The organism is Pseudomonas asiatica, from assembly GCF_009932335.1.
GTDB lineage: Bacteria > Pseudomonadota > Gammaproteobacteria > Pseudomonadales > Pseudomonadaceae > Aquipseudomonas > Aquipseudomonas asiatica.
On record NZ_BLJF01000001.1, the window covers coordinates 1,393,363 to 1,408,037 of the forward strand.

Genomic DNA, 14,675 nt, shown 5'->3' on the forward strand with positions numbered 1-14,675 from the left:
CATGCGAAAGCGCGATTGGACGACACAGCTTGCCAACACGATCAAGGCCGCCACCGAGCGGCCTTTTTCATGGGGCGACTTTGACTGCTGCCTGTTTGCAGCCGACTGCGCCCAGGCGGTGTGCGGTGTCGATCCTGCCGAAGCCTATCGGGGCCGGTATTCATCTGAGGCCGGAGCCAAGCGCCTGCTGAAGAAGCTGCACGGCTCGCTGGAGGCCGCCTGGGATGCCTGCTTTGTCCGCATCCAGCCAGGCCTGCTGCAGCGGGGCGACATCGCTCTGTACGACGGCCCCAACGGGCGAGGCGTGGCGGTGTTCTGGGCGGATGAGTTCTGGTCGGTGTCCCCCGATGGGGTCGGGCGTATCGAGTGCGAACCTTTGACGGTGTGGAGAGTTGAATGAGTTCAGCAGTCAAGAAGGTTGCCCAGGTCGCTATCGGCGCGGCCATCGGCTTCATCCAGGGCGGGCCTTGGGGCGCGCTGGCGGGCGCAGCGATGGCGTTCTACGTTGCGTCTCAGCAGGACAAGCTCGATACCGGCTCGCTGCGCACCAGTGAGCCTTCCAGCCAGACCCTGCGCTCGTCCAAGGCGGCTGCTCGGTACGTGCTGGGCCGGGTGAGCACTGGTGGCGTTCTAGCTTGGGGGCAGGAGCAGTCCGGCGACCAGACTGACGGCGAATGGTTGCACATGGTCTACGTGCTGTCGGAGGGGGAGATCGATGGCTTGGAAGACATTTTCCTGGGGGAGGAGGTCGTTCAGGCTTACGGCGAGCACGCCTCCTATGAACTGGTCACCAACCCGACTCAGGTGAATGCCTTCCTGAAAGCCAACAGCCCGGACTGGCGCGACACCCAGATTGGCCGAGGCCTGTCTTTCGTCCGGCTGTCGTTCAAGTACAGCGCCGAGAAGTATCCCTCTGGCATCCCGGATGTACGCTTCGTACTTCGCGGGCGCCGGGATATCTACGATCCTCGGACCGGGACCGCCGGTTACAGCGAAAACACCGCACTTCACATCCTCTGGTTCCTGCGCAACCGGTGCGGCGTGCCGGATGATGAGATCGTGTTCGCGAGTTTCGCCAACAGTGCCAGCGTGTGCGATGAGATGCTGGCCAACGCAGACGGCAGCACCTCGGCGCGATACCGCTCCGGCTGTGTCATCGGCGCCGACGAGTCGCGCACCCAGGTGATGCAGAAGCTGGAGGCGGCATGCGGTGGCAAGCTGATCCGTGTCGGCGGTCGCTGGATGCTGCAGGTCGGTGCCTACTACGGCCCGTACGACTTCGAGATCACTGAGGACATGGTGATCGGCACCGTCACCGGCAGCACCGAGCCGACCAACGACTCGGCGATCAATACCGTTCGCGGTACCTTCGTGGACCCGACACAGGCCTGGGCCGAGACGGACTATCCCGAGGTGTCGGTGAGCGAATGGGTGGTGGCCGACGGCGGTGAGGCGGCAGAAACACTGTCGTTCTCCTACGTCAGCAACCCGTACCAGGCCCAGCGCCTGGCGAACATCGAACTGCGCCGCCGGCGCGCAGGTGGCACCCTGTCGATCCCCATGAACTTCATGGGCTACAACTGCCGCCCTGGCCGCTCGGTGAAGGTCAACCTGCCATCCCTGAATATCGTGGGCGAGTTCATCGTCACTGACTGGTCGATGAGCGCCGACAGTGGCTGCAACGTCTCGGTTGCCCAGAACGAACCGGCAATTTTCGACGACGCCGTGGGCCAGCCGTACAATCCGATCGGCTTCATCAAACTGCCAGCTGGCGGTCTGGGTAGTCCAACCGGACTCGCCTGGGCGACCGAGGAAAATGCCGAGTCGGTACAGGGTACCCTGGCGTGGGTGGCGCCCTACGGCGTGGTCACGGGCTACGCCATCACGATTCGCCAAGGCGCGGCCGCAGTGCAGGCCCAGCAGGTACCGGCTACGGCGCTCAAGCTGCCACTGTCGGGCCTGCCGTCTGGTAGTTACACCATGAGTGTGGCCGCTCTCGGTCCGCTGACCCGCTCCGGCGAAGCCAGTATCACCGTGAACATTGACGGGCCGCCAATTCCCGAGGCGTGCACGGTTCAGTCCACCATCGACACGATTACCCTGTTCCCGAGCAACGTCCAGCACGGGCTGAACGGCGGCACCTACGAGTACTTCTACAGCGAAGATCCGCAGGCTACCGCTGCGCAGGCGACCTACCTGGGGCAGGGCCTCAGCCTGACGCACACCGGCCTGGCGTTCTTCACCAACTACTTCTACTTCATCCGCTCCCGCAACGCCTACGGGGTCAGTGGCTTCCTGAAGAGTGCCGCGTCCACGTCGAACGACGTTACCGCGATGCTCGAGGCTCTGGCCGGTCAGATCGAAGAAACACAGCTCGCACAGCACCTGCAGGAAGAAATCGAGAAGATCTCCAGCGATGTTCCCGGGTCGGTCAACGATCGAATCAACCAGGCCAAGCAGGAGCTGGAGGAGCTGATCAGCGACATGGAGGACCCCCTCGAGTATGTCGCCACCCAGGCCTACGCCAAGAACGACAGTGTTCGCTCGGGACAGCGCCTGTACCTGGCAATCGCGCCAGTTCCGGCAGCGGCGAGCGGTGCCAACGCTCCGCCGAATCCGGCCTACTGGGTGGACATCGGCAGTATCGCGGAAACGTCGAGCGCGCTGGCCAGCGCGGTGAGCAAGAACACCAGCGATATCGGGGTCATTGACGGCAAGGTCGCAGCGCAGGCTGCGATGCTGCAGGCCGTTCAGGCCGCCTACCGCGATGATGATGGCGAGGGGGACCTCTCTGACGCCATCGACGGATGGAACTCGAAGGCCAGCTTCGCACAGGAAGTACGAACGAGGGCAAGCGAAAACCTTGCGGTGGTGGAGCGGATAACCAAGCTCGATGCGGACGTAGGCGGCAACAGCGCTTCCATTGGTGAGCTGGAGAGAGTCGTGGCTTCCAATGAGCAGTCTTCCGCGACCAGGTTCAGCACCTTGGAAAGTCGGGTCGGCGAGAACGAAGCCGGACTTTCCCAGGAGGAGGTGGCAAGGACTGATGGGGACCAGGCTCTGGCGGAGCGGATCGGGCTGATGGAGGCGAGTTATGTAACGCCGCAGGCCGACCGTGACGAAGACGGGGAGGGTGATCTTGCAAGCGCAATGAAGTCGTGGGAGTCCACGGCCAAAATCGCTGATGAGTCGAAGGTTAGGGCGGCCAGCGACCAAGCGCAGGCGCTTCGCACCGAAACGCTGCAGGTGTCCATCGGGCAGACGAACAGCGAGCTGGCGAAGACGAATGCTTCGGTTCAGACCTCCAGCCAGGCGATAGCGAATATTGATGGCAAAGCAAATGCTATGTGGTCCGTGAAGCTCCAGGTGAACGCCCAGGGGCAGTACGTTGCCGCGGGCGTCGGGCTCGGTATCGAGAACGGTCCTGCCGGCCTGCAGAGCCAGTTCCTGGTCAGTGCTGACAGGTTTGCAGTGGTCAACGGCATCAACGGCACGCTGTCAGCGCCGTTCGTGGTGCAGGACGGCCAGGTCTTCATCAATCAGGCGTTCATCAACCAGGCTTTCATTCAGCAGATCATCCTCGGCATGACCTTGCGATCCCAGGCCGTGGACTCCCTTGGGCGTCCGCTGATCGAACTGAACATGGTCAACGGCACGTTCACCCTGCGCGGCCAGGACGCCAGTGGCAATGTGCTGATCACCAATGGTGGCATCTACGTGTATGACCTGAACGGCGTGGAGCGCGCTGCACTGGGGAGGATGACCTGATGGCCGATCTCTATGGGCTCCGGACGCGTGATGCGTCCGGGGTTGCCACCCTGGACACCACTATCACTTCGGTGCGGTCGCTGAAAATGATGCAGGTCGCTGGAAATGGTGCGTTCGACCAGTACATCTCCATTCCAGAGATCCAGGCGCAGTCTTTCGTGGTCGTGGATGCACTGTACGACGGAGGAGAATACACAAGCAGCCCCCAAGCATGGTACTCCACGGGGCAACTGCAATTGCGGCAACCCTACACCCAGACCTGGCAGGTGATGATTCTGTCGTTGGGTGGCGAGCCGTTCGCTGCACCTGGTTCTTTTGGCATCCGCGCTTCGAACAACAACATTCGAACGCAGATCGATTCAATTAACCAGGTGCTAACGGTTCGTTACAACGGGAGGTTCAACATTGGATTCCAAGGACCTGGTAGCAAAAACCAGATTCAATGGGCTGATGTGAATTTTGCTGCGCCGATCACCACATATGAAAGACCAATGGTCTTTCTGAATGCCGATGACTACATGATGGTCGGTAACTTTTCGGTGAAAGGTAGCCCGGGGAACTGGACAGGATTCAGGCTTAAAGCCTGGAACTACCAACCCGGGCATGGAGAAGCTGCGCTTTATCCGATGATGATCAATTGGTTCTGCGCGAGTTACATGGTGCCGGATGCAGCTCCCGGGCAATACGGAGCCTCGGTCCGGGACGCCGCAGGCAATCGGACCTTTGTCACCACCGCTAATCTGGCGTTGCTCAACGGTCAGCCTGCGTCCAACTCCTTTGTTGTGGCTGGAGATCCGCTCACAGGTGGGGCCTGGTATGCGCCTAGCAATCAAATGCCTTGGACCGGTAGTTACCAAGACTATGTATTGGCGAATGCTTTGTTTTCTGTCACTGCCATTGGACAAACAACCCAACCATTTCGCGCCAATTTCGGCGGTTTTCTGCCTGGAAACAGGTCTGTGCTGCAGATGTATTGCGACAACGGTTCAGGGATTAACCCACTTACAGCAAATGGTCGGACCCTCTTCGCATCTCGACCAATGAAACCTCTTTAAAAGGAACCAAGCATGCCATGGTACAGAACGGGCACGGTTGCGATCACGGCCGGCCAAACGACGGTGACCGGTGCCGGCACCAACTTCTCCGCCAACTCGCGGGTAGGGGATGCGTTTCAAGGCCCTGATGGCCGCTGGTATGAAGTGACCAACATTGCCAGCGGTACGGTGCTGAGCATTTTGCCAGCCTACCAAGGGTCGACCGTATCCGGAGGAGCCTACGGCTTGGCCCCTATGCAGGGGTACGTGAAGGAGTCTGCAGACCGTCTGCGCCAGATAGTCGATCAATGGGGTTCTACGCTGGCCCGCCTCGGCTCCGTCTCGACCGAGAACGTAGTTCCCGTGGCTAAAGGAGGAACCGGAGGTGATACGCAGTCCTCTGCGAGGACCGGGTTGGGCCTGGGATCAGCTGCCACAGCTGCGTTGGTGGGCAGCGTCACACAAGGCGGAGGTGCCGTTGTCGAATACGGAAGTAATTCAAATGGAACGTACTGCAAACTCGCCGGCGGTTTGATGATCTGTCAGACCGCCGGTGCAACCCTCTTACCCCCTGCGGGCATAGGCTATGTGGGCTGGACTTTCCCGGCCCAATTCCTTGGGGGGGTTCCTGCGTTCGTAGACTTGATCGCAGAGCCTGGGCAGGGCTCCGACATCAGAAGCTACGCCTGTCAGTCGCAGTATCAAGGGACGACAACAACTGGCACTACGTTCCTTACCTACATGGCCTCATCGGTGGGATGCAAGGCCATTGCTATCGGGAGATGGATGTAATGATTATCAAACTGTCGCCAGTTCGTTCTGATTCGATGCTGTCAGTCACCAAAGCGGGTGATGCCCTTGTCGTCAATGGTGTGTCATTCGATTTTTCGCGACTTAAGGACGGCGAGACCCTTCCGGCAAAAGCGATATCCAGCGACTGGATTACCCAAGACGTAGCGCGTGGCGGTGCGGATATCGAGATTACTTTGATCATGCCTCATGCGGTAGATGCGCCAGAATCGGCGAGATTCCCTGTAGATATCGTAAGCCCTGCTGACGGCGTCATTCAGCTTCCAGGACTTGAGTCGGAGCCATCGCAGCCGCCGATCATGGCCGGCGTAATCGACTGGAGTCAGGTGATTACCGCAGTGATGAAGCAGGAGCAGGAGGCGGCTGTTCTGCTCGTCCAGATTGCCGATCAGATCACCGCCCGCCGCCTCGTGGTAGACACCGCGATCGCGCCGCTGCAGGACGCGGTTGATCTTGAGGTGGCCACCGAGACTGAGGCAGCCCTGCTGAAAGAGTGGAAGCGCTACCGCGTGGCGCTGAGCCGTCTTCCCGAGCAGGAAGGGTACCCAACGACCATCAACTGGCCCACGCCTCCGGCCTGATCCAGCTGAACTTACCTGCTGTCCAAAGAACACAACCGGCCGCGAGCCGGTATTTTTTTGCCTGGAGCAACCCCATGACTGCACGCGGTGTACGCAACAACAACCCCGGCAATATCGACTTCAACCCGAGGAACGCTTGGCAGGGCCAGCTGGGCATGGAGGAGGGCGTGGCCAAACCGCGCTTCGCCAGGTTCGACCAGGCCGAGAATGGTATTCGTGCCCTGGGCAAGCTGCTGCTGAACTACCGGGGCAAGGACGGTATGCCCGGTGTCGGCCGCCCTGGCATCGACACCCCGCTGGAGTTCATCAGCCGCTGGGCGCCGTCCAGCGAGAACAACACCCTGGCCTACGCCCAGGCCATTGCCAAGCGTCTCGGCGTCGGCGTGCGCGACTCAATCGACATCTCCAAGCCGCAGGTGCTGCGCGAGGCAGTGGTAGGGATCATCGTCCACGAGAACGGCGGCAACCCGTACACGGATCAGGTGATTGACGAGGGTGTGCGGAGGGCGTTGGCATGACGTCCTTGGCTATGCGTGCTCTTGGCGCCGGCCTGTTGATCCTGCTGGGCGTCCTGTTGGGTATCTGGTCCGCTACAGGGCACTTCCGGCCGCTGCTGGACGCTGAGCAGAACCAGGTGGCCAGCTGCAAAGCTGCTCGGGACAATCTCAGCGGGTTGGCGGTGGAGCAGGGCAAGGCCATGGGCGACCTGACCCTGGCGGCAAAGACTCGCCAGGCCGGGGCTGAGCAGGCGGTTGGCAAGGCGAAGGCCAGCGCGGAAGTCGACTACGCCGCGGCAAACCGCCTGCAGCAGGAGCGCACCGGTGGCGACCAGTGCACAGCAGCCACCTCGATTATCGACAAGGAGCTTGGGCTATGACGGTGGTGGTGAACTCGCTGACCTGTAGGAGCGGAATGGGCATTTTCTGGCCTGCACGCCGCGTAATACGGGGCCTTGCCTGTGGGAGCGGGGTGGTGGTAACCCTGCTGTACCTTGCCGGCTGCGCGATGAAGGCGGAGCCAGAGATCCGCTATTTGCGCGTCGAAGTGCCGGTGCAGGTTCCTTGCCGTGCACCAGAAGTCGCGGTGCCGCCCTGGGCGGCCGCCGGCTTGCGCAGGGACGACAGCCTTGAAGTGAAGGTGAGGGCGCTGCTGGCTGAGCGCCGGCAGCGGATCGGGTACGAACGCCTTCTTGAGGCGGCTGTTTCGGCGTGTCGATAGGTCGGAGATCTGCGCCACGCGCCACAGAATCGCGAGCCTCGGTTTCGTGGCGCGGAGGGCGTGCGCAATATTCTTTACGCAGGTCTATTTGCAAAACCCGTAGCTAACTTATTGATTGTTATAGGCTTATTTCGGCTTTTTCGGGGCTCTAGGTGAGCAAGGAAAGACCATTAAAATCAATGGCTTAACGATTATCCGCACACCACCTTGACATGGTGGGGGTCGTTGGTTCGAGTCCAATTGTGCCTACCAAATCGAAGAAGGGGTGATCCGCAAGGGTCACCCCTTTTTTCATTGGGTTCTCGCGGCCTGGTGCTGCGCAGCAGGCCCTTATGCACGAATTCGCAAAGTTTTTGATTTTTCTGAAAAAAACGCTTTACAGGTACGCATTCGATCACTAATATGCGCACCACACGACAGGCACATAGCTCAGTTGGTTAGAGCACCACCTTGACATGGTGGGGGTCGTTGGTTCGAGTCCAATTGTGCCTACCAAATCGAAAAAGGGCGATCAGCAATGATCGCCCTTTTTGCTGTGCGCATGAAGCAGCGTGTAACGTTTGGTCGCGGTTCGGGGCATTGCCCGGCGTGCTAGAATCCGCCCCTTCGAATCTGGAGGTACACGCGTGCGCAAACTGGCTGTGGTAATGGCAGTGCTCGCCCTGGCGGGCTGTGAGAACGAGGTCGAAGGCGTGCACAAACAGGTGGCCGAACACCTGCACAACCCCAAGACCGCCAAGTTCGGCAACGTGCGGATCGACACCCAGGGCACCATCTGCGGCCAGGTCCGTGGCAAGGATGATGCCGGGCAGTACGAGGCCTACCGCAGCTACGTGGCCATCAAGCGCGATGGCCAGTACGAAATCATCGTCGACGACAGCGGCAACAACCTGCGCATCCGCGAAATGTGCGGCGGCGCCGAGCTGCAGCGCCGCGCCGAGGCCCTGGCTGGCCAGCCGGCCCCGCAAGGCTGGGATGTGGAAGTGATCCAGGGTGCAAACATGGGCGCGCTCAGCGACATGACTGCACGCCTGATCGAAAAGGGCATCCCGTCCTCGGTGGAGTACCGCGACGGCAAGCCGGTGGTGCTGATGGGGCCATTCCCCACCCGTGAGGAAGCCGAAGCGCGCAAGGCCGAGGTAATGGCCAAGCTGGGTACCGATTCGGTGGTGATCCAGCACGGCGCAGCGCGCTGAAAACTCTGTGTGAGTGGGGGCTGTAGGAGCGGCCTTGTGTCGCGACGGGCTGCGAAGCAGCCCCACAGAATCTGCTGTGATGCCGAATCCCGGGGCTGCTTTGCAGCCCGTCGCGACGCAAGGCCGCTCCTACAGGGCATGCGCCAGCTTCCGGATTTCGAGCAGTCACACGCGCGCTAGACATTGTCCGCACAGTTTTGGCTATGCTTGTCAGGAAGAAGCCGAACGGGGAGGGCCTCATGTCTACACTGGAGCGGGCCATTGCCGTGGCCGCCAGGGCGCATGAAGGGCAATACGACAAGGGTGGGGCCGCTTATATCCTCCACCCGCTACGCGTGATGATGCGGGTTTCCACAACCGAACAACGGATTGTCGCGGTGCTGCACGATGTGATCGAAGACACCCCGCTGACCCTGTCCGACCTGGCGCGCGAGGGTTTCGCGCTGAAAATCCTTGCCGCCTTGCTGGCGCTCAGCCGCCGTGAGGGCGAGGCCTACCAGGACTTCGTGGTGCGCCTGGGCGGTGACCCGCTGGCGCGCACCGTCAAGCTGGCCGATCTGGCCGACAACAGCGACCTTTCGCGCATCCCGTGCCCAGGCCCCACCGACCTGGCACGGCTGGCGCGTTACCGCGAAGCCAGCGCCTACCTGCAGGCCTTGGCTTGAGGCTGAATGCAGTCAGTCTTCCTTCGGTACCGTCCAGAAAATCTGCACGCCGCCATCGTCGCGGTGGGCGAGGGTGACGTTATCGTTTTCGGCGATTTCCTCTAGCAGGGTTTCCCAATCTTCCGGGGTTTCCTGCTCCAGACGGAAAATCAACGCCGCACGGCTGCGCTGGGCAGTGGGGCTGTTGATGATTTTCTGAATGCGCATACCCAGTTGTTCATAGCTGCTTGGGGTGGCGGAGGCGGTGCTGGACACAAGTGTTTCCTTGTTTTTGCTGTATGCGCATACAGTATTTCACTGTAAGTAATTTCGCAACAGTCAGACAGCAAACGCCCCGCCTGGGCAGCGGGGCTGTTTGCATTTCCGGGGGGGGGGGCGGCTGGCGATCAGTACTCCCAGAAGATGCGCTGCAGCTCCTTGCTGTCCTGGGTCCTGGTCATCGCTACCATCGCCAGAATCCGCGCTTTCTGTGGGTTCAGGTCATGGGCCACGACCCAGTCGTTCTTGTCATCCGGCTGCTCGGCGTTGCGCAGCACGAAGCCACCCTGGTTGACGTGCGACGAGCGAATGATCTGCACGCCGTTCTTGCGCAGCTCCTGCAGCGCCGGCACCACCCGCGACGACACCGAACCGTTGCCGGTACCGGCATGGATCAGTGCCTTGGCGCCATTCTGCGCCAGTGCCTTGTAGGCGGTGTCAGTGACGTTGCCATAGCCATAGGCGATATCCACCTGCGGCAGGCTGCTGATCTGCTTGATGTCGAACTCGGAGTTGACCGTGTGGCGCTTGGCCGGCAGGCGGAACCAGTACGACTTGCCTTCCACCACCATGCCCATCGGGCCCCAGGCGCTCTTGAAGGCTTCGGTCTTGATGTTCACTGCCTTGCTGACATCGCGCCCGGACTGGATCTCGTCATTCATGGTCACCAGCACGCCCTTGCCGCGCGACTGCTTGTCGCTGGCCACGGCCACGGCGTTGTAAAGGTTGAGCATGCCGTCGGCGGACATGGCGGTGCCCGGGCGCATCGAACCGACGACCACGATCGGCTTGTCGGTCTTTTCCACCAGGTTGAGGAAGTAGGCGGTCTCTTCCAGGGTGTCGGTGCCGTGGGTAATGACGATGCCGTCGACGTCCTTGCTTTCGGCGAGTTCGGCAACGCGTTTGCCCAACTTGAGCAGGTCGTCGTTGGAGATGCTCTCAGAGGCGATCTGCATGACCTGCTCGCCGCGGACGTTGGCCAGGTCGGCCAGCTCCGGCACACCGGCGATCAGTTTGTCGACGCCCAGCTTGGCGGCCTGGTAGGTGGCGCTGTTGGCGGCGCTGGCGCCAGCGCCGGCAATGGTGCCGCCGGTGGCGAGGATGACCACGTTGGCCAGCTTCTGCTGGGTTTCAGCCTCTTTGGCCGAAACGGTGGCTGGAATGGCCAGCAGCACGGCGAGTGCGCTGGGGGCGAAGATTTTCAGTGCGGCATTCATCGTTATTGTTCTCTCTCTTCCTAATGAGATGGTTGTTTTGTCGCACAGGGTGCAAGGCAGGTTTCGTACCAGGCATGTGTGCGCTGCCTGTAGGAGCGGCCTTGTGTCGCGATGGGGCGCGTAGCGGCCCCGGATTCACTGGCAAATGCACAAATTGCCGGGGCTGCTGCGCAGCCCATCGCGACACAAGGCCGCCCCCACATGAAGGTGCGTTCCATTCGAGATTCCGAACAAATGCAGGAAAAGACGTTCGGCTTTTCGGAAAAAATCCGGATAAACTGCGCCAAGTTCGACTTGACCTCCGACAGCCAAACGGATTTGACAAACCCCGGTCCTGTTTCCATAGTTAGGCAACGCAAACGTTTGCGATCCGACAAAAAACACAAGATTCGGAGTCATCGTCCATGAAACTGCCGTTCCCCGGTCGTCTGCTGGCCCTCGCGGTCATTTCCTCGCTGTCCCTGGCCCTGCCATTTTCCCCCGCCCACGCCGAAGACAAGCCCAAGGTTGCCCTGGTCATGAAGTCGCTGGCCAACGAGTTCTTCCGCACCATGGAAGACGGCGCCAAGGACTACCAGAAAGCCCACGCCGATGAATTCGAGCTGATCGCCAACGGCATCAAGAACGAGACCGACACCGGCGAGCAGATCCGCATCGTCGAGCAGATGGTCAACGCGGGCGCCAAGGCCCTGGTCATTGCCCCGGCCGACTCCAAGGCGCTGGTATCGGCGGTGAAGAAGGCCATGGACCAGGGCGTTGTGGTGATCAACATCGACAACCGCCTGGACCCTGAACTGCTCAAGAGCAAAGGCATCAGCGTACCCTTCGTGGGCCCCGACAACCGCAAGGGCGCGCGCCTGGTCGGTGACTACCTGGCCAACGAGAAGCTCAAGGCCGGCGACCAGGTCGGCATCATCGAAGGCGTGCCGACCACCACCAACGCCCAGCAGCGTACCGCCGGCTTCAAGGACGCCATGGACGCCGCGCAGATCAAGATCGTATCGGTGCAGAGCGGCAACTGGGAAATCGACAAAGGCAACGCCGTCGCCGCCTCCATGCTCAACGAATACCCCGACCTGAAAGCCCTGCTGGCCGGCAACGACAGCATGGCCCTGGGCGCGGTGTCGGCCGTGCGTGCCGCCGGCAAGACCGGCCAGGTGCAAGTGGTGGGCTACGACAACATCAACGCCATCAAGCCGATGCTCGCCGATGGCCGTGTGCTTGCCACCCTCGACCAGGCGGCCAGCCAGCAGGCGGTGTACGGCATCCAGGCGGCGCTGAAAATGGTCAAGGGCGAGAAACCCGACGTGGATGCCGACAACGTCATCCAGACCCCGGTCCAACTCATCACCAAGCCCTGATCGCTGGCAGGAGAAACGGCCATGCCTGCATCGGCCAACGAAGTAGTGCTCGCCGCCAGTGGCCTGGGCAAGACCTACGCCCAGCCCGTGCTCGGCGAGGTCAGCCTGAACCTGCGTGCCGGCGAAGTGCTGGCCCTGACCGGCGAGAACGGCGCCGGCAAGAGCACCTTGTCCAAGCTCATCAGTGGGCTGGAAACCCCCACCACCGGGCACATGCGCTACCGCGGCCAGGCCTACGCGCCTGGCAGCCGCAGCGAGGCTGAGCGCCTTGGCGTGCGCATGGTCATGCAGGAACTCAACCTGCTGCCCACGCTGACCGTGGCGGAAAACCTGTTCCTCGACAACCTGCCCGGCCGCTTCGGCTGGATCAGCCAGAAGCGCCTGCGCCAACTGGCCACGGCCGCCATGGCCCAGGTCGGCCTCGACGCCATCGACCCGGACACCTCGGTCGGCGAGCTGGGCATCGGCCATCAGCAGATGGTCGAGATCGCCCGCAACCTGATTGGCGACTGCCATGTGCTGATCTTCGACGAGCCCACCGCCATGCTCACCGCGCGCGAAGTGGAGCTGCTGTTCACCCAGATCGAGCGCCTGCGCCAACGTGGCGTGGCCATCGTCTACATCTCCCATCGCCTGGAAGAACTGCAGCGCGTGGCCCAGCGCATCGTCGTGCTGCGCGACGGCAAACTGGTGTGCGATGAGCCGATACAGCGCTATAGCAGCGCCGAACTGGTCAACCTGATGGTCGGCCGCGAGCTGGGCGAGCATATCGACCTGGGCCGCCGGCAGATCGGCGCGCCGCTGCTCAAGGTCGACAGGCTCAGCCGTGCCGACAAGGTGCGTGAAGTGTCGTTCGAGGTCAGGGCAGGGGAGATCTTCGGCATTTCCGGCCTGATCGGTGCCGGCCGTACCGAACTGCTGCGCCTGATCTACGGCGCCGACCGTGCCGACAGCGGCAGCATCGCCCTCGGCCAGCCGCCCAAGGCTGTCACCATCGACTCGCCCAAGGCTGCGGTGCAGGCCGGTATCGCGCTGATCACCGAAGACCGCAAAGGCGAGGGCCTGCTGCTGACGCAGTCGATCAGCGCGAATATCGCCCTGGGTAACCTCGGTGCGGTTTCACGGGCCGGGGTGCTCGATGGCGAAGCCGAAGCGGCATTGGCCGAACGCCAGATCCAGGCCATGCGCATTCGCAGTGCCGGCCCGCAGCAGGTGGTAGGCGAGCTGTCTGGCGGCAACCAGCAGAAGGTGGTGATCGGCCGCTGGCTGGAGCGCGACTGCCAGGTGCTGCTGTTCGACGAGCCCACCCGTGGCATCGACGTCGGCGCCAAGTTCGACATCTATGGCCTGCTGGCCGAGCTGGCGCGCCAGGGCAAGGCCCTGGTGGTGGTGTCCAGTGACCTGCGCGAGCTGATGCTGATATGCGACCGCATCGCCGTGCTGTCGGCCGGTCGCCTGATCGACACCTTCGAGCGGGACCATTGGAGCCAGGACCAGTTGCTGGCCGCGGCCTTTGCCGGTTATCAGAAACGTGACGCACTGCTGCATGAAGCAGCTCCCAGGATGGATGCATGAAAACCACCCCGCTCGACAGCCAAGGCGCCGCACCGGTGCGCCGCAGTGGCACCTATCTTGGCCTGGGTACCTACCTGGGCCTGGCCGGCGCCTTGCTGGCGATGATCGTGCTGTTCTCGTTCCTCAGCAGCCACTTCTGGTCCTACAACACCTTCAGTACCCTGGCCAACCAGATCCCCGACCTGATGGTACTGGCGGTGGGCATGACCTTCGTGCTGATTATCGGCGGCATCGACCTGTCGGTGGGCTCGGTACTGGCGCTGGCGGCCTCCACGGTCAGCGTGGCGATCCTCGGCTGGGGCTGGGGCGTGCTGCCTTCGGCCCTGCTGGGCATGGCCGTGGCCGCGCTGGCCGGCAGCATCACCGGCGGCGTCACCGTGGCCTGGCGCATTCCGTCGTTCATCGTTTCGCTAGGGGTGCTGGAAATGGCCCGCGGCCTGGCCTACCAGTTCACCGACTCGCGCACCGCCTATATCGGTGATGCCTATGCCTGGTTCTCCAACCCCATCGCATTCGGCATCTCGCCGGCGTTCATCATCGCCTTGCTGGTGATCGTGCTGGCCCAGTTGGTGCTGACCCGCACGGTGTTCGGCCGCTACCTGATCGGTATCGGCACCAACGAAGAGGCCGTGCGCCTGGCCGGCATCGACCCGCGCCCGTACAAGGTGCTGGTGTTCGCCCTGATGGGCCTGCTCGCCGGCCTGGCCGCGCTGTTCCAGATCTCGCGCCTGGAAGCCGCCGACCCCAATGCCGGCTCCGGCCTGGAGCTGCAGGTAATCGCTGCCGTGGTGATTGGCGGCACCAGCCTGATGGGCGGGCGCGGCTCGGTCATCAGCACCTTCTTTGGCGTACTGATCATTTCGGTGCTGGCTGCAGGGCTGGCGCAGATCGGTGCCAGCGAACCGACCAAACGCATCATCACCGGGGCGGTGATTGTCATCGCCGTGGTGCTCGACACTTACCGTAGCCGGCGTGCAGGCCGGCGGAACTGA

The 14,675-nt window shown here is 62.1% G+C and carries 14 protein-coding genes and 2 tRNA genes; 14 read left to right on the plus strand and 2 right to left on the minus strand.

What is annotated here, in order from left to right:
- Position 1: 1 nt before the first annotated feature.
- From GYA95_RS06630 to GYA95_RS06680, 11 genes are all read left to right on the plus strand, one after another.
- The gene (locus GYA95_RS06630) at positions 2-400 is read left to right on the plus strand and encodes a DUF6950 family protein (protein ID WP_015271413.1); all 399 of its coding nucleotides are present in this window, start codon (positions 2-4) and stop codon (positions 398-400) included.
- On the plus strand, positions 397-3,768 hold the full coding sequence (locus GYA95_RS06635) for a phage tail protein (protein ID WP_161551355.1): 3,372 nt from the start codon (positions 397-399) through the stop codon (positions 3,766-3,768). The genes GYA95_RS06630 and GYA95_RS06635 overlap by 4 nt, the downstream gene beginning before the upstream one ends.
- Positions 3,768-4,823, plus strand: coding sequence for a hypothetical protein (locus GYA95_RS06640; RefSeq protein ID WP_137108987.1), 1,056 nt, complete (start codon positions 3,768-3,770; stop codon positions 4,821-4,823). The genes GYA95_RS06635 and GYA95_RS06640 overlap by 1 nt, the downstream gene beginning before the upstream one ends.
- Before the next feature lie 770 nt (positions 4,824-5,593).
- Positions 5,594-6,193, plus strand: coding sequence for a tail fiber assembly protein (locus GYA95_RS28145; protein ID WP_275101020.1), 600 nt, complete (start codon positions 5,594-5,596; stop codon positions 6,191-6,193).
- 74 nt (positions 6,194-6,267) lie between these two features.
- The gene (locus tag GYA95_RS06650) at positions 6,268-6,711 is read left to right on the plus strand and encodes a structural protein P5 (protein ID WP_161551356.1); all 444 of its coding nucleotides are present in this window, start codon (positions 6,268-6,270) and stop codon (positions 6,709-6,711) included.
- Positions 6,708-7,070, plus strand: coding sequence for a hypothetical protein (locus GYA95_RS06655; protein WP_161551357.1), 363 nt, complete (start codon positions 6,708-6,710; stop codon positions 7,068-7,070). Before GYA95_RS06650 ends, GYA95_RS06655 begins: the two co-directional genes overlap by 4 nt.
- Positions 7,067-7,411, plus strand: coding sequence for a hypothetical protein (locus tag GYA95_RS06660; RefSeq protein ID WP_161551358.1), 345 nt, complete (start codon positions 7,067-7,069; stop codon positions 7,409-7,411). The genes GYA95_RS06655 and GYA95_RS06660 overlap by 4 nt, the downstream gene beginning before the upstream one ends.
- Before the next feature lie 143 nt (positions 7,412-7,554).
- Positions 7,555-7,663, plus strand: a tRNA-Val gene (locus GYA95_RS06665).
- A gap of 166 nt (positions 7,664-7,829) precedes the next feature.
- A tRNA-Val gene (locus tag GYA95_RS06670) sits at positions 7,830-7,906 on the plus strand.
- Positions 7,907-8,037: 131 nt separating this feature from the next.
- The gene (locus tag GYA95_RS06675; protein ID WP_003260952.1) at positions 8,038-8,607 is read left to right on the plus strand and encodes an SPOR domain-containing protein; all 570 of its coding nucleotides are present in this window, start codon (positions 8,038-8,040) and stop codon (positions 8,605-8,607) included.
- Positions 8,608-8,846: 239 nt separating this feature from the next.
- On the plus strand, positions 8,847-9,272 hold the full coding sequence (locus GYA95_RS06680; protein ID WP_003260953.1) for an HD domain-containing protein: 426 nt from the start codon (positions 8,847-8,849) through the stop codon (positions 9,270-9,272).
- Between the two features lie 12 nt (positions 9,273-9,284).
- Here the strand turns inward: GYA95_RS06680 and GYA95_RS06685 are convergent, their stop codons facing one another.
- Together GYA95_RS06685 and GYA95_RS06690 are read right to left on the minus strand one after the other, a co-directional pair.
- On the minus strand, positions 9,285-9,527 hold the full coding sequence (locus GYA95_RS06685; protein WP_003260955.1) for a DUF1654 domain-containing protein: 243 nt from the start codon (positions 9,525-9,527) through the stop codon (positions 9,285-9,287).
- 131 nt (positions 9,528-9,658) lie between these two features.
- Positions 9,659-10,747 carry an asparaginase gene (locus GYA95_RS06690; RefSeq protein ID WP_015269784.1) on the minus strand — a complete coding sequence of 363 codons (1,089 nt, stop codon included), beginning with the start codon at positions 10,745-10,747 and terminating at the stop codon, positions 9,659-9,661.
- Positions 10,748-11,151: 404 nt separating this feature from the next.
- Here GYA95_RS06690 and GYA95_RS06695 point away from each other — a divergent pair, with 404 nt between their 5' ends.
- From GYA95_RS06695 to GYA95_RS06705, 3 genes are read left to right on the plus strand one after another with little or no spacing between them, the layout of a single operon-like run.
- The gene (locus GYA95_RS06695) at positions 11,152-12,108 is read left to right on the plus strand and encodes a sugar ABC transporter substrate-binding protein (protein ID WP_013971996.1); all 957 of its coding nucleotides are present in this window, start codon (positions 11,152-11,154) and stop codon (positions 12,106-12,108) included.
- Positions 12,109-12,129: 21 nt separating this feature from the next.
- Positions 12,130-13,683: a sugar ABC transporter ATP-binding protein gene (locus GYA95_RS06700; RefSeq protein ID WP_015269785.1), complete on the plus strand. Its 1,554-nt coding sequence runs from the start codon at positions 12,130-12,132 to the stop codon at positions 13,681-13,683.
- Entirely contained in the window at positions 13,680-14,675 is a 996-nt protein-coding gene (locus GYA95_RS06705) for an ABC transporter permease (RefSeq protein WP_015269786.1), read from the plus strand. Before GYA95_RS06700 ends, GYA95_RS06705 begins: the two co-directional genes overlap by 4 nt.

What these genes read in the sequence shown, in the direction of transcription:
- GYA95_RS06630 (WP_015271413.1), top strand. Translation starts at nt 2, where the DNA reads ATGCGAAAGCGCGATTGGACGACACAGCTTGCCAACACGATCAAGGCC.
- GYA95_RS06635 (WP_161551355.1), top strand. Translation starts at nt 397, where the DNA reads ATGAGTTCAGCAGTCAAGAAGGTTGCCCAGGTCGCTATCGGCGCGGCC.
- GYA95_RS06640 (WP_137108987.1), top strand. Translation starts at nt 3,768, where the DNA reads ATGGCCGATCTCTATGGGCTCCGGACGCGTGATGCGTCCGGGGTTGCC.
- GYA95_RS28145 (WP_275101020.1), top strand. Translation starts at nt 5,594, where the DNA reads ATGATTATCAAACTGTCGCCAGTTCGTTCTGATTCGATGCTGTCAGTC.
- GYA95_RS06650 (WP_161551356.1), top strand. Translation starts at nt 6,268, where the DNA reads ATGACTGCACGCGGTGTACGCAACAACAACCCCGGCAATATCGACTTC.
- GYA95_RS06655 (WP_161551357.1), top strand. Translation starts at nt 6,708, where the DNA reads ATGACGTCCTTGGCTATGCGTGCTCTTGGCGCCGGCCTGTTGATCCTG.
- GYA95_RS06660 (WP_161551358.1), top strand. Translation starts at nt 7,067, where the DNA reads ATGACGGTGGTGGTGAACTCGCTGACCTGTAGGAGCGGAATGGGCATT.
- GYA95_RS06680 (WP_003260953.1), top strand. Translation starts at nt 8,847, where the DNA reads ATGTCTACACTGGAGCGGGCCATTGCCGTGGCCGCCAGGGCGCATGAA.
- GYA95_RS06690 (WP_015269784.1), bottom strand. Translation starts at nt 10,747, where the DNA reads ATGAATGCCGCACTGAAAATCTTCGCCCCCAGCGCACTCGCCGTGCTG.
- GYA95_RS06695 (WP_013971996.1), top strand. Translation starts at nt 11,152, where the DNA reads ATGAAACTGCCGTTCCCCGGTCGTCTGCTGGCCCTCGCGGTCATTTCC.
- GYA95_RS06700 (WP_015269785.1), top strand. Translation starts at nt 12,130, where the DNA reads ATGCCTGCATCGGCCAACGAAGTAGTGCTCGCCGCCAGTGGCCTGGGC.
- GYA95_RS06705 (WP_015269786.1), top strand. Translation starts at nt 13,680, where the DNA reads ATGAAAACCACCCCGCTCGACAGCCAAGGCGCCGCACCGGTGCGCCGC.